Source organism: Nonomuraea rhodomycinica, assembly GCF_013363995.1.
Classification (GTDB): Bacteria; Actinomycetota; Actinomycetes; order Streptosporangiales; family Streptosporangiaceae; genus Nonomuraea; species Nonomuraea rhodomycinica.
The window spans coordinates 236,458-251,595 of sequence record NZ_JABWGO010000011.1 but is presented as its reverse complement, the minus strand read 5'-3'; the positions used below and the strand labels follow the sequence as shown (position 1 = coordinate 251,595).

Sequence of the window (15,138 nt, the reverse complement as noted above, 5' to 3'; positions counted from 1 at the left end):
GACGAGGCGCCGTCAGCCGGCTTCCAGAACGAAGAACAGGAAGCTCAGGAACCTCGGACCGGTGATCTCGCGGAGCTCGTCGGGGAACAGTTCGCGGGCTTCCGGCGCGAACGGCGGTTCGCTGATGACGCTGATGCGGAAGCCGGCCGCGGTGAAGGACTCGGTCATCGCGTGCAGCGGCCGGTCCCAGAAGGTCAGCTGGGCGGTCTGCCCACCCATGGTCCATCGTTCGGTCCGGCTACGGATTCCGAAATAGCGGGGCTTCTCCCCGGCCATGTGACGTGTGAGGGGGATCACGAACGGATGGTCGACCGAGACGAGGAGCCGGCCGCCGGGTCTCAGCACGCGTCGCAGCTCGGCCAGTGTCGGCCCCCAGTCCTCCAGGTAGTGCAGCACCAGGGACGCAATGACGTCGTCGAAGGCGCCATCGGGGAAGGGCAGCGGGCCGGCCAGGTCGGCGACCCGGAGATCCGCGTCGGCGCCCAGCCGCCGTCCGGCCAGCTCCAGCATCCCGGCGCTCGCGTCGATGCCGGTCACGATGGCGCCTCGATCGCGCAGCGCGGCGAACAGGGGGCCCGAGCCGCAGCCGGCGTCGAGGATCCGCCGGCCGGTCACCTCCCCGGCGAGCTCCAACATCGCGGGCCGCTCGTAGTACGCGTTCGGCAGGCTCGTCTCGTTCTCGGCCGCGTACCCCTCGGCGATCAGGTCGTAGGCGTTGGACGGGGAGGGCCGTGCGGACTCATCGTGATCTTCGGGCGCGGTAGGCATGCGGGCCATTGTGGACCATTGGTGGGCCATCGAGGAGTTCGTCAATCGCAGGCGTACAGGTTTCGATCACGATTGGGACACCTGGAGCTCCAGATATAGCCCCACTTTTCCTGACATGCCCGATGCGCACCCACCAGAATGCGGGTTCGACGCAGTGTCTAACCCTCATCGGAGGACATCGTGCGCGGACCACTCCAGGCTTTCGCCTGCCTCGGAAGTGTGGCGGCCTTGATCTTCCCCGTTCCCGCCACGGCGGACACGGCCGCGAGCCCGGCCGCCACCACCGCCTCGGGTTCGGCCGCGTGCCGCGTCGTGGCCGCCAAGCCGTTCGTCGACGCCAAGGGCCTGATCCGGGGTTCGGCCACCAGGTCCGGCTGCGGCGACCGCACCCGCCTCCGGGTACGGATCACCAAGGACACGCTCGGCCCGGACCGCGTCGTCAAGAGCGGCTCCCGCGTCCTCGCCAACGGCACGATCACGGCCGGCCTGCGCTGCGTCCGCACTCCGGCCCGCTACTACGTGCAGGCCGTCGAGGAGGGCGGCCGGACCAGCCGCTCCCGTACGGTCAGCCTGTCCTGCGCCCGCGTGACCCCGCCCACCACCGGCGGCGGCGCCTCCACCGTCGAGGAGGAGGTGGTCGCGCTCACCAACAAGGCCAGGACCGGGAACGGCTGCCGCCCCCTCACGCACGACCCCAAGCTCCACCTCGCCGCCGAGCGCCACTCGGCCGCCATGGCCGCCCAGGGGTTCTTCGACCACACCGCCCCCGACGGGAGCGACCCCGGCGACCGCATCCGGGCGGCCGGTTTCACCCCGGTCCGGGCGTGGGGCGAGAACATCGCCATGGGACAGCGGACCGCCGCCCAGGTCGTCCAGGGCTGGCTCGACAGCCCCGGCCACCGGGCCAACATCATGAACTGCACGTTCACCCACATCGGCGTCGGGCACGCGGCGAAGGGCCCATACTGGACGCAGGACTTCGCCACCCACTGACGCGCCGAGCCAGGGAGCGCCTGGCCTCCACCGAGCGCGCCACCGCGCCGGTTCCCACCGCCCGCCATGGCGCTCCCCTCCCGGCGGGCCCGGCCGCGACTCCCCCGCACACGGACTCGCGGCCGGGCCCGCCCTTCCTCTCCTGCACCCGTCCTGCGCACGGCGTCGCCGCGGCGGGGTGGGACACGAGCGGCCCGGGCGGGAAGGACCCCTGGTGGGAGCCGTGAGCGTTGGGGGTGGCCGGTGCACTGGCATGCCTACGTCTGGGTCGGGAACGGCGCGGACCGCGAGCGCGAGGAGGAGCGGCGCCCCGGCTCGCCGGAGTTCCGCGCGTCGGACCTGCCGCCCATGCTGACCGGCGACTGGCTGGCCCGGCCCGCCTCTCGCGTCGCCGCCACCTTCGACGACCCCGGCCCGGCGCTGGAGTGGCTGTCGGCCCGGTACCGCCGAATCGAGGGTTCCTTCCCCCGCCCGGACGGGGTGGGGCTGCGGGCACGGCTCGACGGGGCGGCCGACGCCTTGCCGCGCGGGGTGGACGTGGTGTGGGGCGAGTGGCTGACGGGCGGGCGGTTCGCGAGCATCGCGATGATCTGCTGCCCGAACCGGCACACGGCGCACCCGTGCCCCGTCCGCCGCCCCGCCGCCCCTCATCGATGAGCCGACGGCATGCGGCCCGTGGAGCCCTCCCGGCCGCCTCGGTCGCCGGCGGGCCCGTCCGCTCTCGCCCCACCGCTCGCGAGCTTCACGCCGAGGACGATCAGCACGGCTCCGGTCATGGCGGTCGCCGAGGCGGTGAGGCCCGCCGCGCTGAACCCGAGGCCGCCGGTCAGCGCCCCGAACGCGTACGGCGCGATGATGGCGCCGGTGCAGACGCCGACCTGGACGACGTGTCCGGCGGTCTCGGCGTGGCCCGGGACCAGCCGCAGGGCGGCGGACAGCAGCAGGCCCGTCCACCCCCATCCGGCGGTTGGAGGGCCGTAGCGCGGTCCCTTCCGGAGAGCGCGTCACCGATGGGTGGCGGTCAGGCGACGGGGATCCAGGTGAACCGGCCGTCGGGCTGCGGTTCGGCCCGGCCGAAGACCACGTCGGCGAAGTGCCCGCCGTAGCCGATGGTGCCGGGGCAACTCAGCTCCTCGACCAGGCGGCGGCGGTGCTCGGCGGACGCGACGGGGTCGTGGTCGATGCCGCAGGACCATTCGGGGTGGGTCACCTGGATCGGCGCGTGGAGGGCGTCGCCGAACGCGATGAGCCGCCGGCCGCCGCCGGTGATGGTGTAGGTGGTGTGGCCGACGGTGTGCCCGGCCGCGAACGAGGCCCGTACCCCGGGGAAGATCTCCTCGCCGTCCACGACCGTGCGGACCCGGGGTTCCATGACGGCGAGCCGCGGCTCGGCGTCGAGGTCGCGCCCCTCCCACTCGGGCGCCGCCACCAGATGAGCGGCGTGCGCGAAGGGCGGCGCGGTCTCGCCCGGCGCGGCGCTCCAGGCCCAGCCCAGGTGGTCCGGGTGCAGGTGGGTGATGGCGACGGCCTCGATCCGCTCCGGTGTACGGCCCAGCCGCCTCAGGCTGTCCAGCAGCTCACCGCCGTACAGCCGGCCCAGCAGCGGGTTGGCCGGGTCGTCGGGGTGGGACTCGGGCCCGAACCCGGTGTCGATGAGCAGCGCCCGGTCGCCTCGCTCGACCAGCAGTCCCCCGATCCCGGCGACCAGGAAGCCGTCGTCGTCGAGGTGGTCGCGGTGCTCCGCCCAGTCGGCGGCGGTGGCGGCGGGCAGCCAGCCGCCCGGCTTGAGCCGGACCGCCCCGTCCGGGACGTAGGTGATCGTCAGGTCGTCCAGCTCGATCGAGCGGACGCGCGGCTCGCGGCTCAGTCGCGCGGGGTCGACAAGGGTCGTGGTGGTCATGATTCCCGCCTCGTGCTCAGGGAGACGCCGCCGGACGGCAGCACGGGCAGAAAGTTACAACTAGAACCGTTCTAATTGCAATCATTCGAGTTGTAGTAAAGTAGGGCCATGACGGAGGAGAGGGAGACGCAGCCCCAGGCCGATCGCGAGATCTGCGGCCTGATCAACGGCCTGGCCAAGCAGATCGAGGCGCATGTCCGCTCCCGCGCGGCCACCCTCGGCCTGACCGCCTCACAGGGCGTCGCGCTGCGCGAGCTGACCGGCCCCATGACCCTGCGCGAGCTCGCCGAACGGATGAGCTGCGAGCCCTCCAACGCCACCTTCGTCGCCGACCGCCTGGAGGAACAGGGCTACCTCGAACGCCATCCCCACCCGGGCAACCGCCGCGCCAAGCAGCTCGTCCTCACGCCGGCGGGCAGCGAACTGCGCGAGCGCCTCCTGGGCCTGCTCTCCGAGAACTCCCCGCTGGCCCCGCTGGCCCCCGAGGAGCAGGACACCCTGCAGCGCCTCCTCGCCCGCGCCGTCGTCCGCTGACGGAACCGGACAGAGAGTTTCGAGGCAGCCGAGCTTCCCATGACCGCGCCTCCACAGGGCCCCTCATGCCGGAGAGCCGAAGCTCCTCAGACCAAAAGGGCCTCTTGAGCGCTATCCGCCCGATCTTCGACGAGATTCACGGGGATCCTTCGACGGATGGCCTTGCCGCGCGCCGGTGAACGTCATCCGGCGGGACGCGTCGGGCGTACCACGCCGGATTCCGGTGAGCGGCTGGCGTCGCGGGGGTGCGGGGGCCGCCGCGACGACCTTGCCTACCGAACCTCGAGCCTTGGACCCGAGGAAGGGGCGGGTCAGAGGCGCTGGTCGGAGAAGCGGGCCAGGACCAGGGACTCCACCACGCCCACCACCGCGTACGCCACGATCGACACCGCCGTCACCACCACGATGTCGGCCCACACCTCGTCGTAGCGGAACCCGCCGATCGCGCGCAGGATCCCCGCGCCGATGCCCTCGCCCGTGGCCAGCCACTCGGCGATGAGGGCGCCGATGATCGAGGAGGGCACGGAGATCCGGGCCGAGGCGAAGACCGAGGGCATGGCCGTCGGCACCGCCACCTTGCGCAGGACCGTGAGCCGCCCGCCCCCGTACGCCATGATCAGGTCCGTGGCCTGCGGCGACGCGGAGCGCAGCCCGAAGGCGACGTTGACCAGCGCCGGGAAGAACACCACGATCCCGCCGATGACCGCCACGCCGGCCAGGTCCCGCCCGAACACCAGCGTGATCAGCGGCGTCATGACGACCAGCGGCACAGAGCGCAGCAGCATGGCGACCGGCATGAACGTCTGCTCGACGGTCCTGAACAGCACGAACGCCACGGCCACCGCCATCGCGGCGACCATGCCGGCGGTGAAGCCGATGGCGGCGTCCCGCACCGTGACGCCGAGCGCCCCGAACACGGCGTCCCGGTGCGCCGCGGCGCCGTCCACGAACAGGTACTCCCACACCTGCCAGGGCCGCTTGCCGACGAGCGGGCTGATGCCGAACGCCTCCAGGAACAGCCACCACCCGGCGACCACGATCAGCACGGCCGGGGCCAGCGGCCCGACCACCCGCAGCAGGCTCCGCCACGCCACGGTCCCGGCGCCGCTCGCCGCGGCGCGTCCCGTCACGGCGCCGTTCGGCTCGACGCGTCCCGTCACGGCGTCGTTCTGCTCCACGTCCTTCGTCACCGCCCCCGCCATCCCCGCACGTTCCGTCGACCCGCCTTCCGTCACAGCGCCGACCCCGATTCCGTACGGCCGGACGACCACGGCGTCACCACGCGCGCCACCAGCGCGACCGCCGCGTACCCGAGCCCGGCGACCAGGCCCGCCACCAGCGCCAGCCCCCACGTGCGGGGCACCTGGAACTGCTGCTGGGAGATCATGAGCGACACCCCGAGCCCCTGGTCGTCGCTCCCCAGGTACTCCCCGATGATCGCGCCCAGCAGCGCGGACGGCGCCGAGATCCGCAGCCCGGCGAAGGTGCTCGGCAGTGCCGCGATGACCTGCACGTACCGGAGCCGGGCCAGGCGGCCGCCGCCGTACACGGTGACGACGTCGAGGCTGGCCCGGTCGGCCGAGCGCAGCCCGAGCAGGGCGCCGATGAGCGTGGTGAAGAACACCGAGACGGCGGCGAGGAAGACCACGGTGGCCGGTCCGCCGAAGACGACGAGGATGATCGGCCCGATCGCGAGCAGCGGGATGCAGTAGCTGATCACGGCGAGCTGCGTGGCCACGGCTTCCAGCCGCGGGACGAGCAGGACCAGCATCGCCACGGCGATGGCCAGGCCGTTGCCCCACAGGAACCCCTGGAGGGCGGCGCCGACGGTGCTGGTGACGTTCGGGCCGTAGAAGGCCCAGCCGTCGCGGGCCATGCCGGCGAGCACCTGCCACGGGGTGGGCACCGCGCCGCCGTCCGCGAAGAGCGTGACGGCGAGCAGCCACCACAGCCCGACGAGCGCGACGACGCCGGCCAGCCCGTGGACCCGCCTCATGAGCCGTGCCCCGCGGGCTCCGTCCGGCCGCCGCCGAACAGCAGCGCGCTGAGGTGGTCGTGGATGGCGTGGAACTCCGGCGTGCGCATCATCTCGGGGGTGCGCGGCCGGGGCAGGTCGATCTCGACCAGCTCCACCACGCGGCCCGGGCGCGGGCTCATGACGGCCACGACGTCCGACAGGAAGATGGCCTCGCCGATGCCGTGGGTGACCATGAGCGTGGTGGCGGGCTTCTCGGTCCAGATGCGCAGCAGCTCCAGGTTGAGCCGCTGGCGGGTCATGTCGTCCAGCGCGCCGAACGGCTCGTCGAGCAGCAGCACGCTGGGCTTGACGACGAGGGCGCGGGCGATGGACACGCGCTGGCGCATGCCGCCGGACAGCTCCGCCGGCCGCGCCTTCTCGAAGCCTTCGAGGCCGACCAGCCGGACGAGGTCCTCGACGACCCCGGGCTCGGGCCGGATGCCGGCGACCTCCAGGGGCAGCCGGATGTTGGCGGTGACGCTGCGCCAGGGCAGCAGCGCCGAATCCTGGAAGGCGATGCCGAGGTGGTGGCCGCGGCGCAGCTCCTCGGGCGTCTGGCCGTTCACCCGGATCTCGCCGGTCGTGGGCTGCTCCAGGCCGGCCAGGATGCGCAGCACGGTCGACTTGCCGCAGCCGGACGGGCCGAGCAGCGACAGGAACGAGCCCTTGGGCGTGCTCAGGTCGACGTGGTCGAGGGCGGTGACCCCCTTGCCGAACGTCTTGCCGAGCCCGGAGACGGAGATTCCGCTCATGAGAGCTTCAGGCTCGGGTCGGCCTTGTAGACCTCGTCCAGGATCGTCAGGTCGAACAGCTGCTCGGCCTTGACGTTCAGCCCGGCCTTGGCGAGCGAGGCGATGTTCTGCTCGATCAGCTCGGAGGTCATCGTGAACAGGCCGTTGGCCTTGGCGTCGGGCGTGACGACCAGCTCGTTCTGCATCTTGGCCTCCTCGGTCTGCTCGGCGACGTCGAGGTTGAGGTCCTTGCCGTACGTCTTGGCGGCCATCTCGGCGGACTTGGCCGGGTCGGCCACGGCGTCCTTCCAGCCCTTGATCTCGGCGGTGAGGAACGCCTTGAGCTTGTCGCGCTCGGTGTCGATGGTCTGCTGCGTGACGGTGAACGTCTCGGCGACGAGCGGCAGGCCGTGGTCGGCGAACAGCAGGTGGGTGGCGTCCACGCCCTGCATCTTCAGCCGTACGGGGCCGCTGGTGACGAAGCCGACGTAGCCGTCGAGCTGGCCGGAGGTGAGCATCGACGGGTCCGACTGGAACGGCACCCGCGTCACGCTCGCCGGGTCGATGCCGTTGGCCTTGAGCAGCGCGTTCCAGACCAGTTCGTTGGAGTCCTGGACGCCGATCTTCTTGCCGACCAGCGCCTTGGGGTCCTCGATGGGGTTCTTGGACAGGGAGATGATCGCGAACGGGTTCTTCTGGAACGTCGCGCCGACGATCTTCAGGGGTGCGCCCTGGAGCACGGCGGGCGCGGTGATCGTGGGGGCCGACAGGCCGATCCAGCACCGGCCGGTGGCCAGGCCCGACTCGACCGAGGTGCCGGAGCCGCCGCCGGACAGCAGCTCCACCTGGGAGAACCCGGCCGCCTTGTAGTAGCCCTTGCTGTCGGCGAAGTACTCGCCGGCGAACTCGACGTTCTTCTTCCACGAGAGCTGGAGCTTCACCGAGCCGAGGCCGCCCTCGCCGCCACCGCCGCCGGTGGAGGCGGAGTTGTCGCCACAGGCGGCCAGGCCGAGCGCCAACCCGGCCAGACCGGTCGTCCGCAGGAACGCGCGACGGTCGAGGGTAGCCATGATTCTCCTTGGGGCGGGGGAGGTTCGGCGGTGAATCCGCAGGTCAGGAAGCTATCCCTCGATTATTACCATCTTGTGACGGAATTTCGGTCATCCGCAGAGGCGGCCGGCGGTCCACCGGGTCCCGTTCGCGTTCCGGCCGCGTACGCAGGGAAAACCGCGACGGGGCCGCGGAAGGCTCCTGTAGGTCCCTACGAGAGGGTTCGCGCAGGTCCGTAGATCCCTCCAGCCGTCCCGGGGCTCCGGTAGCGTCGGCGAGGAGATGAGGCTGGACGAGATGAGACTTGACGGAATCCTGCTCTGGGACGGCACCGAGGCGCGCGGCCCGGTGGACCTCACCTGGGAGCCCGACCGCATCGGCGAGATACGGCCCGCCGAGGTGCGGCACGACGACCTGTGCGTGATCCCGGGGCTGGTCGACACGCACGTCCACCTCGTGGGGTACGCCGGGCCTCTGCGTCCGCCGCCCGACTTCGCCACCTGGCCGCTCGTCACCACCCGCGACGAGCAGGTGCTGCACGGCCTCGCCCACGCCCAGCGGGCGATGCGCAACGGCGTCACGACGCTGCGCGACCTCGCGGGCGACGAGGCGCAGATCGCGCTGCGCCGCGCGTTCGACGCGGGCGTGCTGCCCGGTCCGCGCGTCCAGGTCCACGGCGTGGTCGGCATGACGGCCGGCCACAACGACCTGTTCGTGCCCCCGGCGTTCCCGCAGCGCAAGCCCACGGCCGACGGCCCCGACGACTGCCGGAAGCTGGTGCGCACGTGGGCGCGGGCCGGCATGGACGGCATCAAGCTCACCACCAGCGGCGGCGTGCTGTCGATCGGCGACAAGAACGCCTGGCGCAACTACACGCGCGAGGAGATCCGGGCCGTCGTCGACGAGGCGCACGCGCTCGGCATGCTGGTCGCCTCGCACGCCCACTCCGAGGACGGCATCCGCGTCGCCGCCGAGGAGGGGGTCGACTCGATCGAGCACGGCACGCTGATGAGCCGCGACCTGGCCGAGACGCTGGCCGCGCGGCGCACCCCGGTCGCGCCCACCCTGCTGATCAACGAGGCCATCGCCACCGGCCGCGTGCCCGTCACGCCCGAGGCCATGGCCAAGGCCGCCGAGCTGGTCGCCAGGCGGGACGTGCTGCTCGCCGAGGCCGCCCGGCTCGGGGTGCGCTTCGTGCTCGGCACCGACGCGAACGGCCACCACGTGCAGTTCGGCGACCAGCTCGCGGAGGTCGTGCGGATGACCGAGGTGCTCGGCATGGACGCCGAGGCGGCGCTGCGCGCGGCCACCTCGGACGCGGCCGACGCGATCGGCGCGCCCGTCGGCCGGATTGCGCCCGGCCTCGGGGCCGACCTGGTCGTGCTGCGCGGACGCCCGTGGGAGCGGATCCAGGACCTGGCCACCGAGAACATCGTGGCCGTGGTGTCACGCGGACGGCTGGTCGCCGGAGCCCTGCCCACCGTGCGCTCCTGACGCGGGCGATCTCAGCGCCAGGTACAGGTCCGTACGGTCGCGCATCGACGACATGCGCCGCCCGGTCAGCTCCTCGATGCGCTGCATCCGGTAGCGCAACGTGTTGACGTGCACGTACAGCTCGTCGGCGGCCCGCTGCCACGACCCGCACGTCTCCAGGAAGACGTCCAGCGTCCGCAGCAGCTCCGAGCCGTGCCGCGCGTCGTACTCCTCCACCGGCCCGAGCACGTGCTCGCGGAACGTGCGCCGCACCCCGCCGGGCAGCGCGGCCAGCAGCAGGTCGAAACTGGCGATGTCGGCCACGGACATCACCGACACGGGCCCCTCGCCGTCGAGCGCCGACTCCATGCCGCGCCGCGCCGTCTCCAGCGCCTCGCCGAGCTGCGACACGCTGGTGGCCGCCTCGCTGATCCCGGCCGCGATCCGAAGGCCGGGCCACGTGGCGGCGAGCGCCCGCAGCTCCTCGGTCAGGCTCTTGCGCGAGGCCCGGCCGTTGACCAGCACCACCGCCTCGTCCGGCCGGCCGCCGACGACGAGGTGCCGCCCCTTCCTGGCCAGGCCCTCGTGCAGCAGCGCGGGCAGGTCGGGCTCGCCGGCCGCCGTCCCACGCCCGTCCACGCCCGGCCGCCGCACCTCCGCCGCTCCCGGCCGCCGTGCCTCCGCCGCTCCCGGCCGCCGTACCGTGGCCACGACCATGGCGATCGTCGGCAGCCCGGGGTCGGCGCCCAGCAGGCGCAGGTGGGCCGAGACCTCACCCGGCGCGAGCTGCTGCGCGCCGAGCACGTCCAGCAGCGTCTGCGCCCGGGCCCGCTCGGCCTTGCGCTGCTCGACGGCGAACCCCTCCGCCGTCACGGCCTCGGTGATCGCCCCGAACGACTGGTCCGGCGCGGCCAGCAGCAGCGGCACGCCCCGGCGTTCGCAGGCGCGCACCAGCGCCTCGGGCAGCTCGCCGAGCACGATCAGCCCGACGACGAGTCCGGCCGCGTCGCACGTCCACAGCGCGTCGGCGAAGGTCTCGCAGTCGGCGGGCTCGCCGGTGTACCAGACGCCGCTGGTGAGGACGAGGTCGCCGGAGCGCAGGTAGCGGCGGGGGTCGGGCAGGTCGGTCGGGTAGGCGCGGCGTACCTCGCGGTCGAGCGCGTCGTGGCCGGTCACGGTGGAGAGCTTCAGGTCGTCACGCGCCAGCAGGTCGGCCAGCCTCATGCAACACCCCCGATTTCCCGAAATTTGATGTTATGCCAGGTCAGGGGGCAACACTTCAGAGGTTCGCACGATATCGCAGCGGCCCGCGGTCCGGTTTACTCGGTCCCATGCGGCCCAAAGCGGAACTCCACCTGCACATCGAAGGCACTCTCGAACCCGAGCTCGTCGTCGAGCTCGCCCGGCGCAACGGGGTCGAGCTGCCCACCTTCGACACCGAGGAGATCCGGGCCCGCTACGACTTCGCCGACCTCCAGTCGTTCCTGGACGTCTACTACGACAACATGGCCGTGCTCCGCACCGAGCAGGACTTCCACGACCTCGCCGCCGCCTACCTGCGCCGCGCCGAGGAGCAGGGCGTGCGCCACGCGGAGATCTTCTTCGACCCGCAGGCGCACCTGACGCGCGGCGTCCCGCTGGAGGCGGTCTTCTCCGGGCTGAGCGCGGCTCTCGGCGACAGCCCGGTGTCCTCCGCGCTCATCCTGTGCTTCCTGCGCGACCGGGGCGCCGAGGAGGCCGAGGCCGTGCTGCGCGCGGCGCTGCCGTTCCGTGAGCACTTCATCGGCGTGGGACTGGACTCGGCCGAGGTGGGGCACCCGCCGTCGCTGTTCCGGCGCGTGTTCGACATCGCTGCCGGCGAGGGACTGCGGCGCGTCGCCCACGCCGGCGAGGAGGGCGGCCCCGACTACGTGTGGGAGGCGCTGGACGTGCTCAAGGTCGAGCGGGTCGACCACGGCATCCGCTCGATGGAGGACCCCAAGCTCGTGGCGCGGCTGCGCGAGGAGCGGATCCCGCTGACGGTGTGCCCGCTGTCGAACGTGCGGCTGCGGGTCGTGCCCACGCTGCGCGACCACATCCTGCCCGCGATGCTGGACGAGGGGCTGATGGTGACGGTCAACTCCGACGACCCGGCCTACTTCGGCGGGTACGTGGAGGACAACTACCGGGCGCTGCGCGACGAGCTGGGCATGACCGACGAGCAGCTCGACCGGATCGCCCGCAACTCGTTCGAGGCGTCGTTCGTCCCGGTGGACGCCCCGGCCTGAGACGCGCGCGCCCGCCGGCGCGGGACCCCGGTGCGGGGCCCGCGCCGGCGGGCGGCGGACTAGGCCTTCAGCCAGCTCATCATCGGGCGCAGCTTGGCGCCCGTCTTCTCGATCGGGTTGCCCGCGAGCTCCTCGCGGTGGCGCTGGAACTCCTTCTGGCCGCCGTCGAACTCCTCGACGAGCTGCCGGGCGAACGTGCCGTCCTGGATCTCGCCCAGGATGCGGCGCATCTCCTGACGGGTCTCGTCGGTGATGACGCGCGGGCCGCGGGTGTAGCCGCCGTACTCGGCGGTGTCGGACACCGACCAGTACATCTTCGAGATGCCGCCCTCGTACATGAGGTCGACGATGAGCTTCATCTCGTGCAGGCACTCGAAGTAGGCGACCTCCGGCTGGTAGCCGGCCTCGATCAGGGTCTCGAAGCCCGCCTTGATCAGCTCGGACACGCCGCCGCACAGCACGGCCTGCTCGCCGAACAGGTCGGTCTCGGTCTCCTCGGTGAAGGTCGTCTTGAGCGCGCCGGCGCGGGTGCCGCCGATGCCCTTGGCGTACGACAGGGCGAGGTCGAGCGCCTTGCCGGAGGCGTCCTTCTCGACCGCGACGAGACACGGGACGCCGCGGCCGGCCTCGAACTGGCGGCGCACGAGGTGGCCGGGGCCCTTCGGGGCCACCATGCAGACGTCGACGCCCTCGGGCGCCTCGATGAGGCCGTAACGGATGTTGAGGCCGTGGCCGAAGAACAGCGCGTCACCCTCGACGAGGTTGGGCGCGACGTGCTCGGCGTACAGGTGACGCTGGATGTGGTCCGGCGCCAGGATCATCGTGAGGTCGGCCTCCTCGACCGCCTCCGACGGGGTGAGGACGCGCAGGCCGTCGTTCTCCGCCTTCTCGCGGCTCTTGGAGCCCTCGGGAAGACCGACGCGCACGTCGACGCCGGAGTCACGCAGGGAGAGCGCGTGGGCGTGGCCCTGGCTGCCGTACCCCAGCACGGCCACGTGACGCCCCTGGATGATCGACAGGTCGGCCTGGTCGTCGTAGAAGATCTCGGTCACTTGCATTAAACCTTTCAGGCGGTACGGTCCAGTGCCCTGAGGGACCGGTCGGTGATGGAACGGGCGCCGCGGCCGATGGCCACCATGCCCGACTGGACGAGCTCCTTGATCCCGAACGGCTCCAGCACCTTCACGAAGGCGCCGAGCTTGTCGGTGGTGCCGGTGACCTCGATGGTCACGGCGTCGGCCGCCACGTCCACGCAGCGGGCGCGGAAGAGCTGGACGAGCTCCAGCACGTGGGAGCGGTTCTCGGCGTCGGCCTTGACCTTGATCAGCATCAGTTCGCGCTGGACGCACTGCGCCGGGTCGAGCTCGACGATCTTGAGGACGTTCACCAGCTTGTTGAGCTGCTTGGTGACCTGCTCCAGCGGCAGCTCCTCGACGTTGACCACGATGGTCATGCGGGAGATGTCGTCGTGCTCGGTCTGCCCGACCGCCAGCGAGTCGATGTTGAAACCCCGCCGGCTGAACAGCGCGGACACCCTGGCGAGCACACCGGGCTTGTTCTCCACAAGCACGGACAGCGTGTGCCTACTCATCCTCGTTCTCCCACGTCGGCGCCATGTCACGGGCGATCTTGATGTCGTCGTTGCTGGTGCCCGCCGCCACCATCGGCCACACCATCGCGTCCGCGTGGACGACGAAGTCGATCACGACGGGCACGTCGTTGATCTCCATGGCCTTCTCGATGATGGCGTCGACGTCCTCCGGACGCTCGCACCGCAGCCCCACACAACCATAGGCCTCCGCCAGCTTGACGAAGTCGGGGATCCGGCGCACGGACTGCAGATCGGTGTTGGAGTAACGCTGGTCGTAGAACAGCGTCTGCCACTGGCGGACCATGCCCAGGTTGCCGTTGTTGATGATGGCGATCTTGACCGGCACACCCTCCAGGGCGCAGGTGGCCAGCTCCTGGTTGGTCATCTGGAAGCAGCCGTCGCCGTCGATGGCCCACACCGTGGACTCGGGCCGGCCCATCTTGGCGCCCATCGCCGCCGGGACCGCGAAGCCCATCGTGCCGGCGCCGCCCGAGTTGATGAACGTGCCCGGCTTCTCGTACTTGACGAACTGCGAGGCCCACATCTGGTGCTGGCCGACGCCCGCCACGTAGAAGGCGTCCGGCCCGACGATCGCGCCCAGCCGCTCGATGACGTACTGCGGGGCCAGCGAGCCGTCGTCGTAGTCGTCGTAGCCCAGCGGGTAGGTCTCCTTGTAGCCGTTGAGCAGCGTCCACCAGGCGGAGTAGTCGCCCCGCTGGTCGGAGCCCTCGATGGCGGCGATGAGGTCACCGAGGACCTCCTTGCAGTCGCCCACGATCGGCACGTCGGCGTGGCGGTTCTTGGAGATCTCGGCCGGGTCGATGTCGGCGTGGACCACCTTCGCGTACGGCGCGAACGTCTCCAGGTCGCCGGTCACCCGGTCGTCGAAGCGCACGCCCAGGCCGATGATCAGGTCGGACTTCTGCAGCGCCCCGACCGCGGCCACGGTGCCGTGCATGCCGGGCATGCCGAGGTGCTGCGGATGGCTGTCGGGGAACGTGCCGCGCGCCATCAGCGTGGTGACCACGGGGATCTCAGTCAGCTCGGCCAGGCGGCGCAGCTCGGGGGCCGCGCCCGCCTTGTTGACGCCGCCGCCGACGTACAGGACCGGGCGCCGCGCCTCGGCGATCAGCTTGGCGGCCTCGCGGATCTGCTTGGAGTGGGGGCGGGTGACGGGACGGTAGCCGGGGAGCTGCATGACCGGCGGCCAGGAGAAGGTCGTCTCGGCCTGCAGCGCGTCCTTGGAGATGTCCACGAGCACGGGGCCGGGACGGCCGGTGGAGGCGATGTGGAACGCCTCCATGATCGTGCGGGCGATGTCGGCCGGGTCGGTCACCAGGAAGTTGTGCTTGGTGATCGGCATCGTGATGCCGGAGATGTCGGCTTCCTGGAAGGCGTCGGTGCCGATGGCCTTGCTGGCCACCTGTCCGGTGATCGCCACGATCGGCACGGAGTCCATGTAGGCGTCGGCCAGCGGCGTCACCAGGTTGGTGGCGCCGGGGCCGCTGGTCGCCATGCAGACGCCGACCCTGCCGGTCGCCTGGGCGTAGCCCTCGGCCGCGTGGCCCGCGCCCTGCTCGTGCCGTACGAGCACGTGCCGGACCTTGGTCGAGTCGTAGAGGGGATCGTAGGCCGGGAGGATGGCGCCGCCCGGGATCCCGAACACGGTGTCGACTCCGACGTGCTCCAGAGCCCTGACGAGGGCCTGTGCACCTGTCATCCGTTCGGTCATCGGCTCGTTTCCTTGCGTGGCTGTCTCGTGAGGACATAAAAAATGCCCCTGCCCCACCGGAGAGGCGGGACCAAGGGGCGGC

At 71.7% G+C, this 15,138-nt stretch carries 15 protein-coding genes; 5 read left to right on the top strand and 10 right to left on the bottom strand.

What is annotated here, in order from left to right:
* Positions 1–12: 12 nt before the first annotated feature.
* Positions 13–777 carry a class I SAM-dependent methyltransferase gene (locus HT134_RS34930; protein ID WP_376768142.1) on the bottom strand — a complete coding sequence of 255 codons (765 nt, stop codon included), beginning with the start codon at positions 775–777 and terminating at the stop codon, positions 13–15.
* Positions 778–987: 210 nt separating this feature from the next.
* Between HT134_RS34930 and HT134_RS46320 the strand changes: the two genes are divergently transcribed.
* Both HT134_RS46320 and HT134_RS34920 read left to right on the top strand, forming a co-directional pair.
* Positions 988–1,761 (top strand): CAP domain-containing protein, encoded by a 774-nt coding sequence (locus tag HT134_RS46320; RefSeq protein ID WP_312888671.1) that lies wholly within the window; start codon positions 988–990, stop codon positions 1,759–1,761.
* A gap of 243 nt (positions 1,762–2,004) precedes the next feature.
* Entirely contained in the window at positions 2,005–2,418 is a 414-nt protein-coding gene (locus HT134_RS34920; RefSeq protein ID WP_175604743.1) for a hypothetical protein, read from the top strand.
* Between the two features lie 364 nt (positions 2,419–2,782).
* Here HT134_RS34920 and HT134_RS34915 read toward each other — a convergent pair whose 3' ends face one another.
* Entirely contained in the window at positions 2,783–3,661 is an 879-nt protein-coding gene (locus HT134_RS34915; RefSeq protein WP_175604742.1) for an MBL fold metallo-hydrolase, read from the bottom strand.
* A gap of 108 nt (positions 3,662–3,769) precedes the next feature.
* Between HT134_RS34915 and HT134_RS34910 the strand changes: the two genes are divergently transcribed.
* Positions 3,770–4,195 carry a MarR family winged helix-turn-helix transcriptional regulator gene (locus HT134_RS34910; protein WP_175604741.1) on the top strand — a complete coding sequence of 142 codons (426 nt, stop codon included), beginning with the start codon at positions 3,770–3,772 and terminating at the stop codon, positions 4,193–4,195.
* A 311-nt stretch (positions 4,196–4,506) separates the two neighbouring features.
* Here HT134_RS34910 and HT134_RS34905 read toward each other — a convergent pair whose 3' ends face one another.
* From HT134_RS34905 to HT134_RS34890, 4 genes are read right to left on the bottom strand one after another with little or no spacing between them, the layout of a single operon-like run.
* Positions 4,507–5,385 carry an ABC transporter permease gene (locus HT134_RS34905; RefSeq protein ID WP_312888670.1) on the bottom strand — a complete coding sequence of 293 codons (879 nt, stop codon included), beginning with the start codon at positions 5,383–5,385 and terminating at the stop codon, positions 4,507–4,509.
* 41 nt (positions 5,386–5,426) lie between these two features.
* On the bottom strand, positions 5,427–6,191 hold the full coding sequence (locus HT134_RS34900; protein ID WP_175604739.1) for an ABC transporter permease: 765 nt from the start codon (positions 6,189–6,191) through the stop codon (positions 5,427–5,429).
* A complete protein-coding gene (locus HT134_RS34895) occupies positions 6,188–6,964 on the bottom strand; it encodes an ABC transporter ATP-binding protein (protein ID WP_175604738.1) in 777 nt (258 codons plus the stop codon). Before HT134_RS34895 ends, HT134_RS34900 begins: the two co-directional genes overlap by 4 nt.
* Positions 6,961–8,013, bottom strand: a complete 1,053-nt coding sequence (locus HT134_RS34890) for an ABC transporter substrate-binding protein (protein WP_175604737.1) — start codon at positions 8,011–8,013, stop codon at positions 6,961–6,963. The genes HT134_RS34895 and HT134_RS34890 overlap by 4 nt, the downstream gene beginning before the upstream one ends.
* Positions 8,014–8,290: 277 nt before the next feature.
* On the opposite strand from HT134_RS34890, the gene HT134_RS34885 reads away from it, so the two are divergent.
* Entirely contained in the window at positions 8,291–9,487 is a 1,197-nt protein-coding gene (locus HT134_RS34885; RefSeq protein WP_175604736.1) for an amidohydrolase family protein, read from the top strand.
* Here the strand turns inward: HT134_RS34885 and HT134_RS34880 are convergent.
* Positions 9,440–10,690, bottom strand: a complete 1,251-nt coding sequence (locus HT134_RS34880; RefSeq protein WP_175604735.1) for a PucR family transcriptional regulator — start codon at positions 10,688–10,690, stop codon at positions 9,440–9,442. The two genes, HT134_RS34885 and HT134_RS34880, sit on opposite strands and share 48 nt — an antisense overlap.
* Positions 10,691–10,797: 107 nt before the next feature.
* Here HT134_RS34880 and HT134_RS34875 point away from each other — a divergent pair, with 107 nt between their 5' ends.
* Entirely contained in the window at positions 10,798–11,733 is a 936-nt protein-coding gene (locus HT134_RS34875; protein WP_175604734.1) for an adenosine deaminase, read from the top strand.
* Between the two features lie 59 nt (positions 11,734–11,792).
* On the opposite strand, the gene ilvC is transcribed toward HT134_RS34875, so the two are convergent.
* The 3 genes from ilvC to HT134_RS34860 are packed head-to-tail and all read right to left on the bottom strand — an operon-like array spanning position 11,793 to position 15,056.
* The gene (gene ilvC, locus HT134_RS34870; protein ID WP_512698722.1) at positions 11,793–12,785 is read right to left on the bottom strand and encodes a ketol-acid reductoisomerase; all 993 of its coding nucleotides are present in this window, start codon (positions 12,783–12,785) and stop codon (positions 11,793–11,795) included.
* Between the two features lie 14 nt (positions 12,786–12,799).
* Positions 12,800–13,324, bottom strand: coding sequence for an acetolactate synthase small subunit (gene ilvN / locus HT134_RS34865; protein ID WP_175604732.1), 525 nt, complete (start codon positions 13,322–13,324; stop codon positions 12,800–12,802).
* Entirely contained in the window at positions 13,317–15,056 is a 1,740-nt protein-coding gene (locus tag HT134_RS34860; RefSeq protein WP_175604731.1) for an acetolactate synthase large subunit, read from the bottom strand. The genes ilvN and HT134_RS34860 overlap by 8 nt, the downstream gene beginning before the upstream one ends.
* Between the last annotated feature and the right edge of the window lie 82 nt (positions 15,057–15,138).

What these genes read in the sequence shown, in the direction of transcription:
- HT134_RS34895 (WP_175604738.1), bottom strand. Translation starts at nt 6,964, where the DNA reads ATGAGCGGAATCTCCGTCTCCGGGCTCGGCAAGACGTTCGGCAAGGGG.
- HT134_RS34880 (WP_175604735.1), bottom strand. Translation starts at nt 10,690, where the DNA reads ATGAGGCTGGCCGACCTGCTGGCGCGTGACGACCTGAAGCTCTCCACC.
- ilvN (WP_175604732.1), bottom strand. Translation starts at nt 13,324, where the DNA reads ATGAGTAGGCACACGCTGTCCGTGCTTGTGGAGAACAAGCCCGGTGTG.
- HT134_RS34885 (WP_175604736.1), top strand. Translation starts at nt 8,291, where the DNA reads ATGAGACTTGACGGAATCCTGCTCTGGGACGGCACCGAGGCGCGCGGC.
- HT134_RS34910 (WP_175604741.1), top strand. Translation starts at nt 3,770, where the DNA reads ATGACGGAGGAGAGGGAGACGCAGCCCCAGGCCGATCGCGAGATCTGC.
- HT134_RS34890 (WP_175604737.1), bottom strand. Translation starts at nt 8,013, where the DNA reads ATGGCTACCCTCGACCGTCGCGCGTTCCTGCGGACGACCGGTCTGGCC.
- HT134_RS34860 (WP_175604731.1), bottom strand. Translation starts at nt 15,056, where the DNA reads ATGACCGAACGGATGACAGGTGCACAGGCCCTCGTCAGGGCTCTGGAG.
- HT134_RS34900 (WP_175604739.1), bottom strand. Translation starts at nt 6,191, where the DNA reads ATGAGGCGGGTCCACGGGCTGGCCGGCGTCGTCGCGCTCGTCGGGCTG.
- HT134_RS34930 (WP_376768142.1), bottom strand. Translation starts at nt 777, where the DNA reads ATGGCCCGCATGCCTACCGCGCCCGAAGATCACGATGAGTCCGCACGG.
- HT134_RS34875 (WP_175604734.1), top strand. Translation starts at nt 10,798, where the DNA reads ATGCGGCCCAAAGCGGAACTCCACCTGCACATCGAAGGCACTCTCGAA.
- HT134_RS34915 (WP_175604742.1), bottom strand. Translation starts at nt 3,661, where the DNA reads ATGACCACCACGACCCTTGTCGACCCCGCGCGACTGAGCCGCGAGCCG.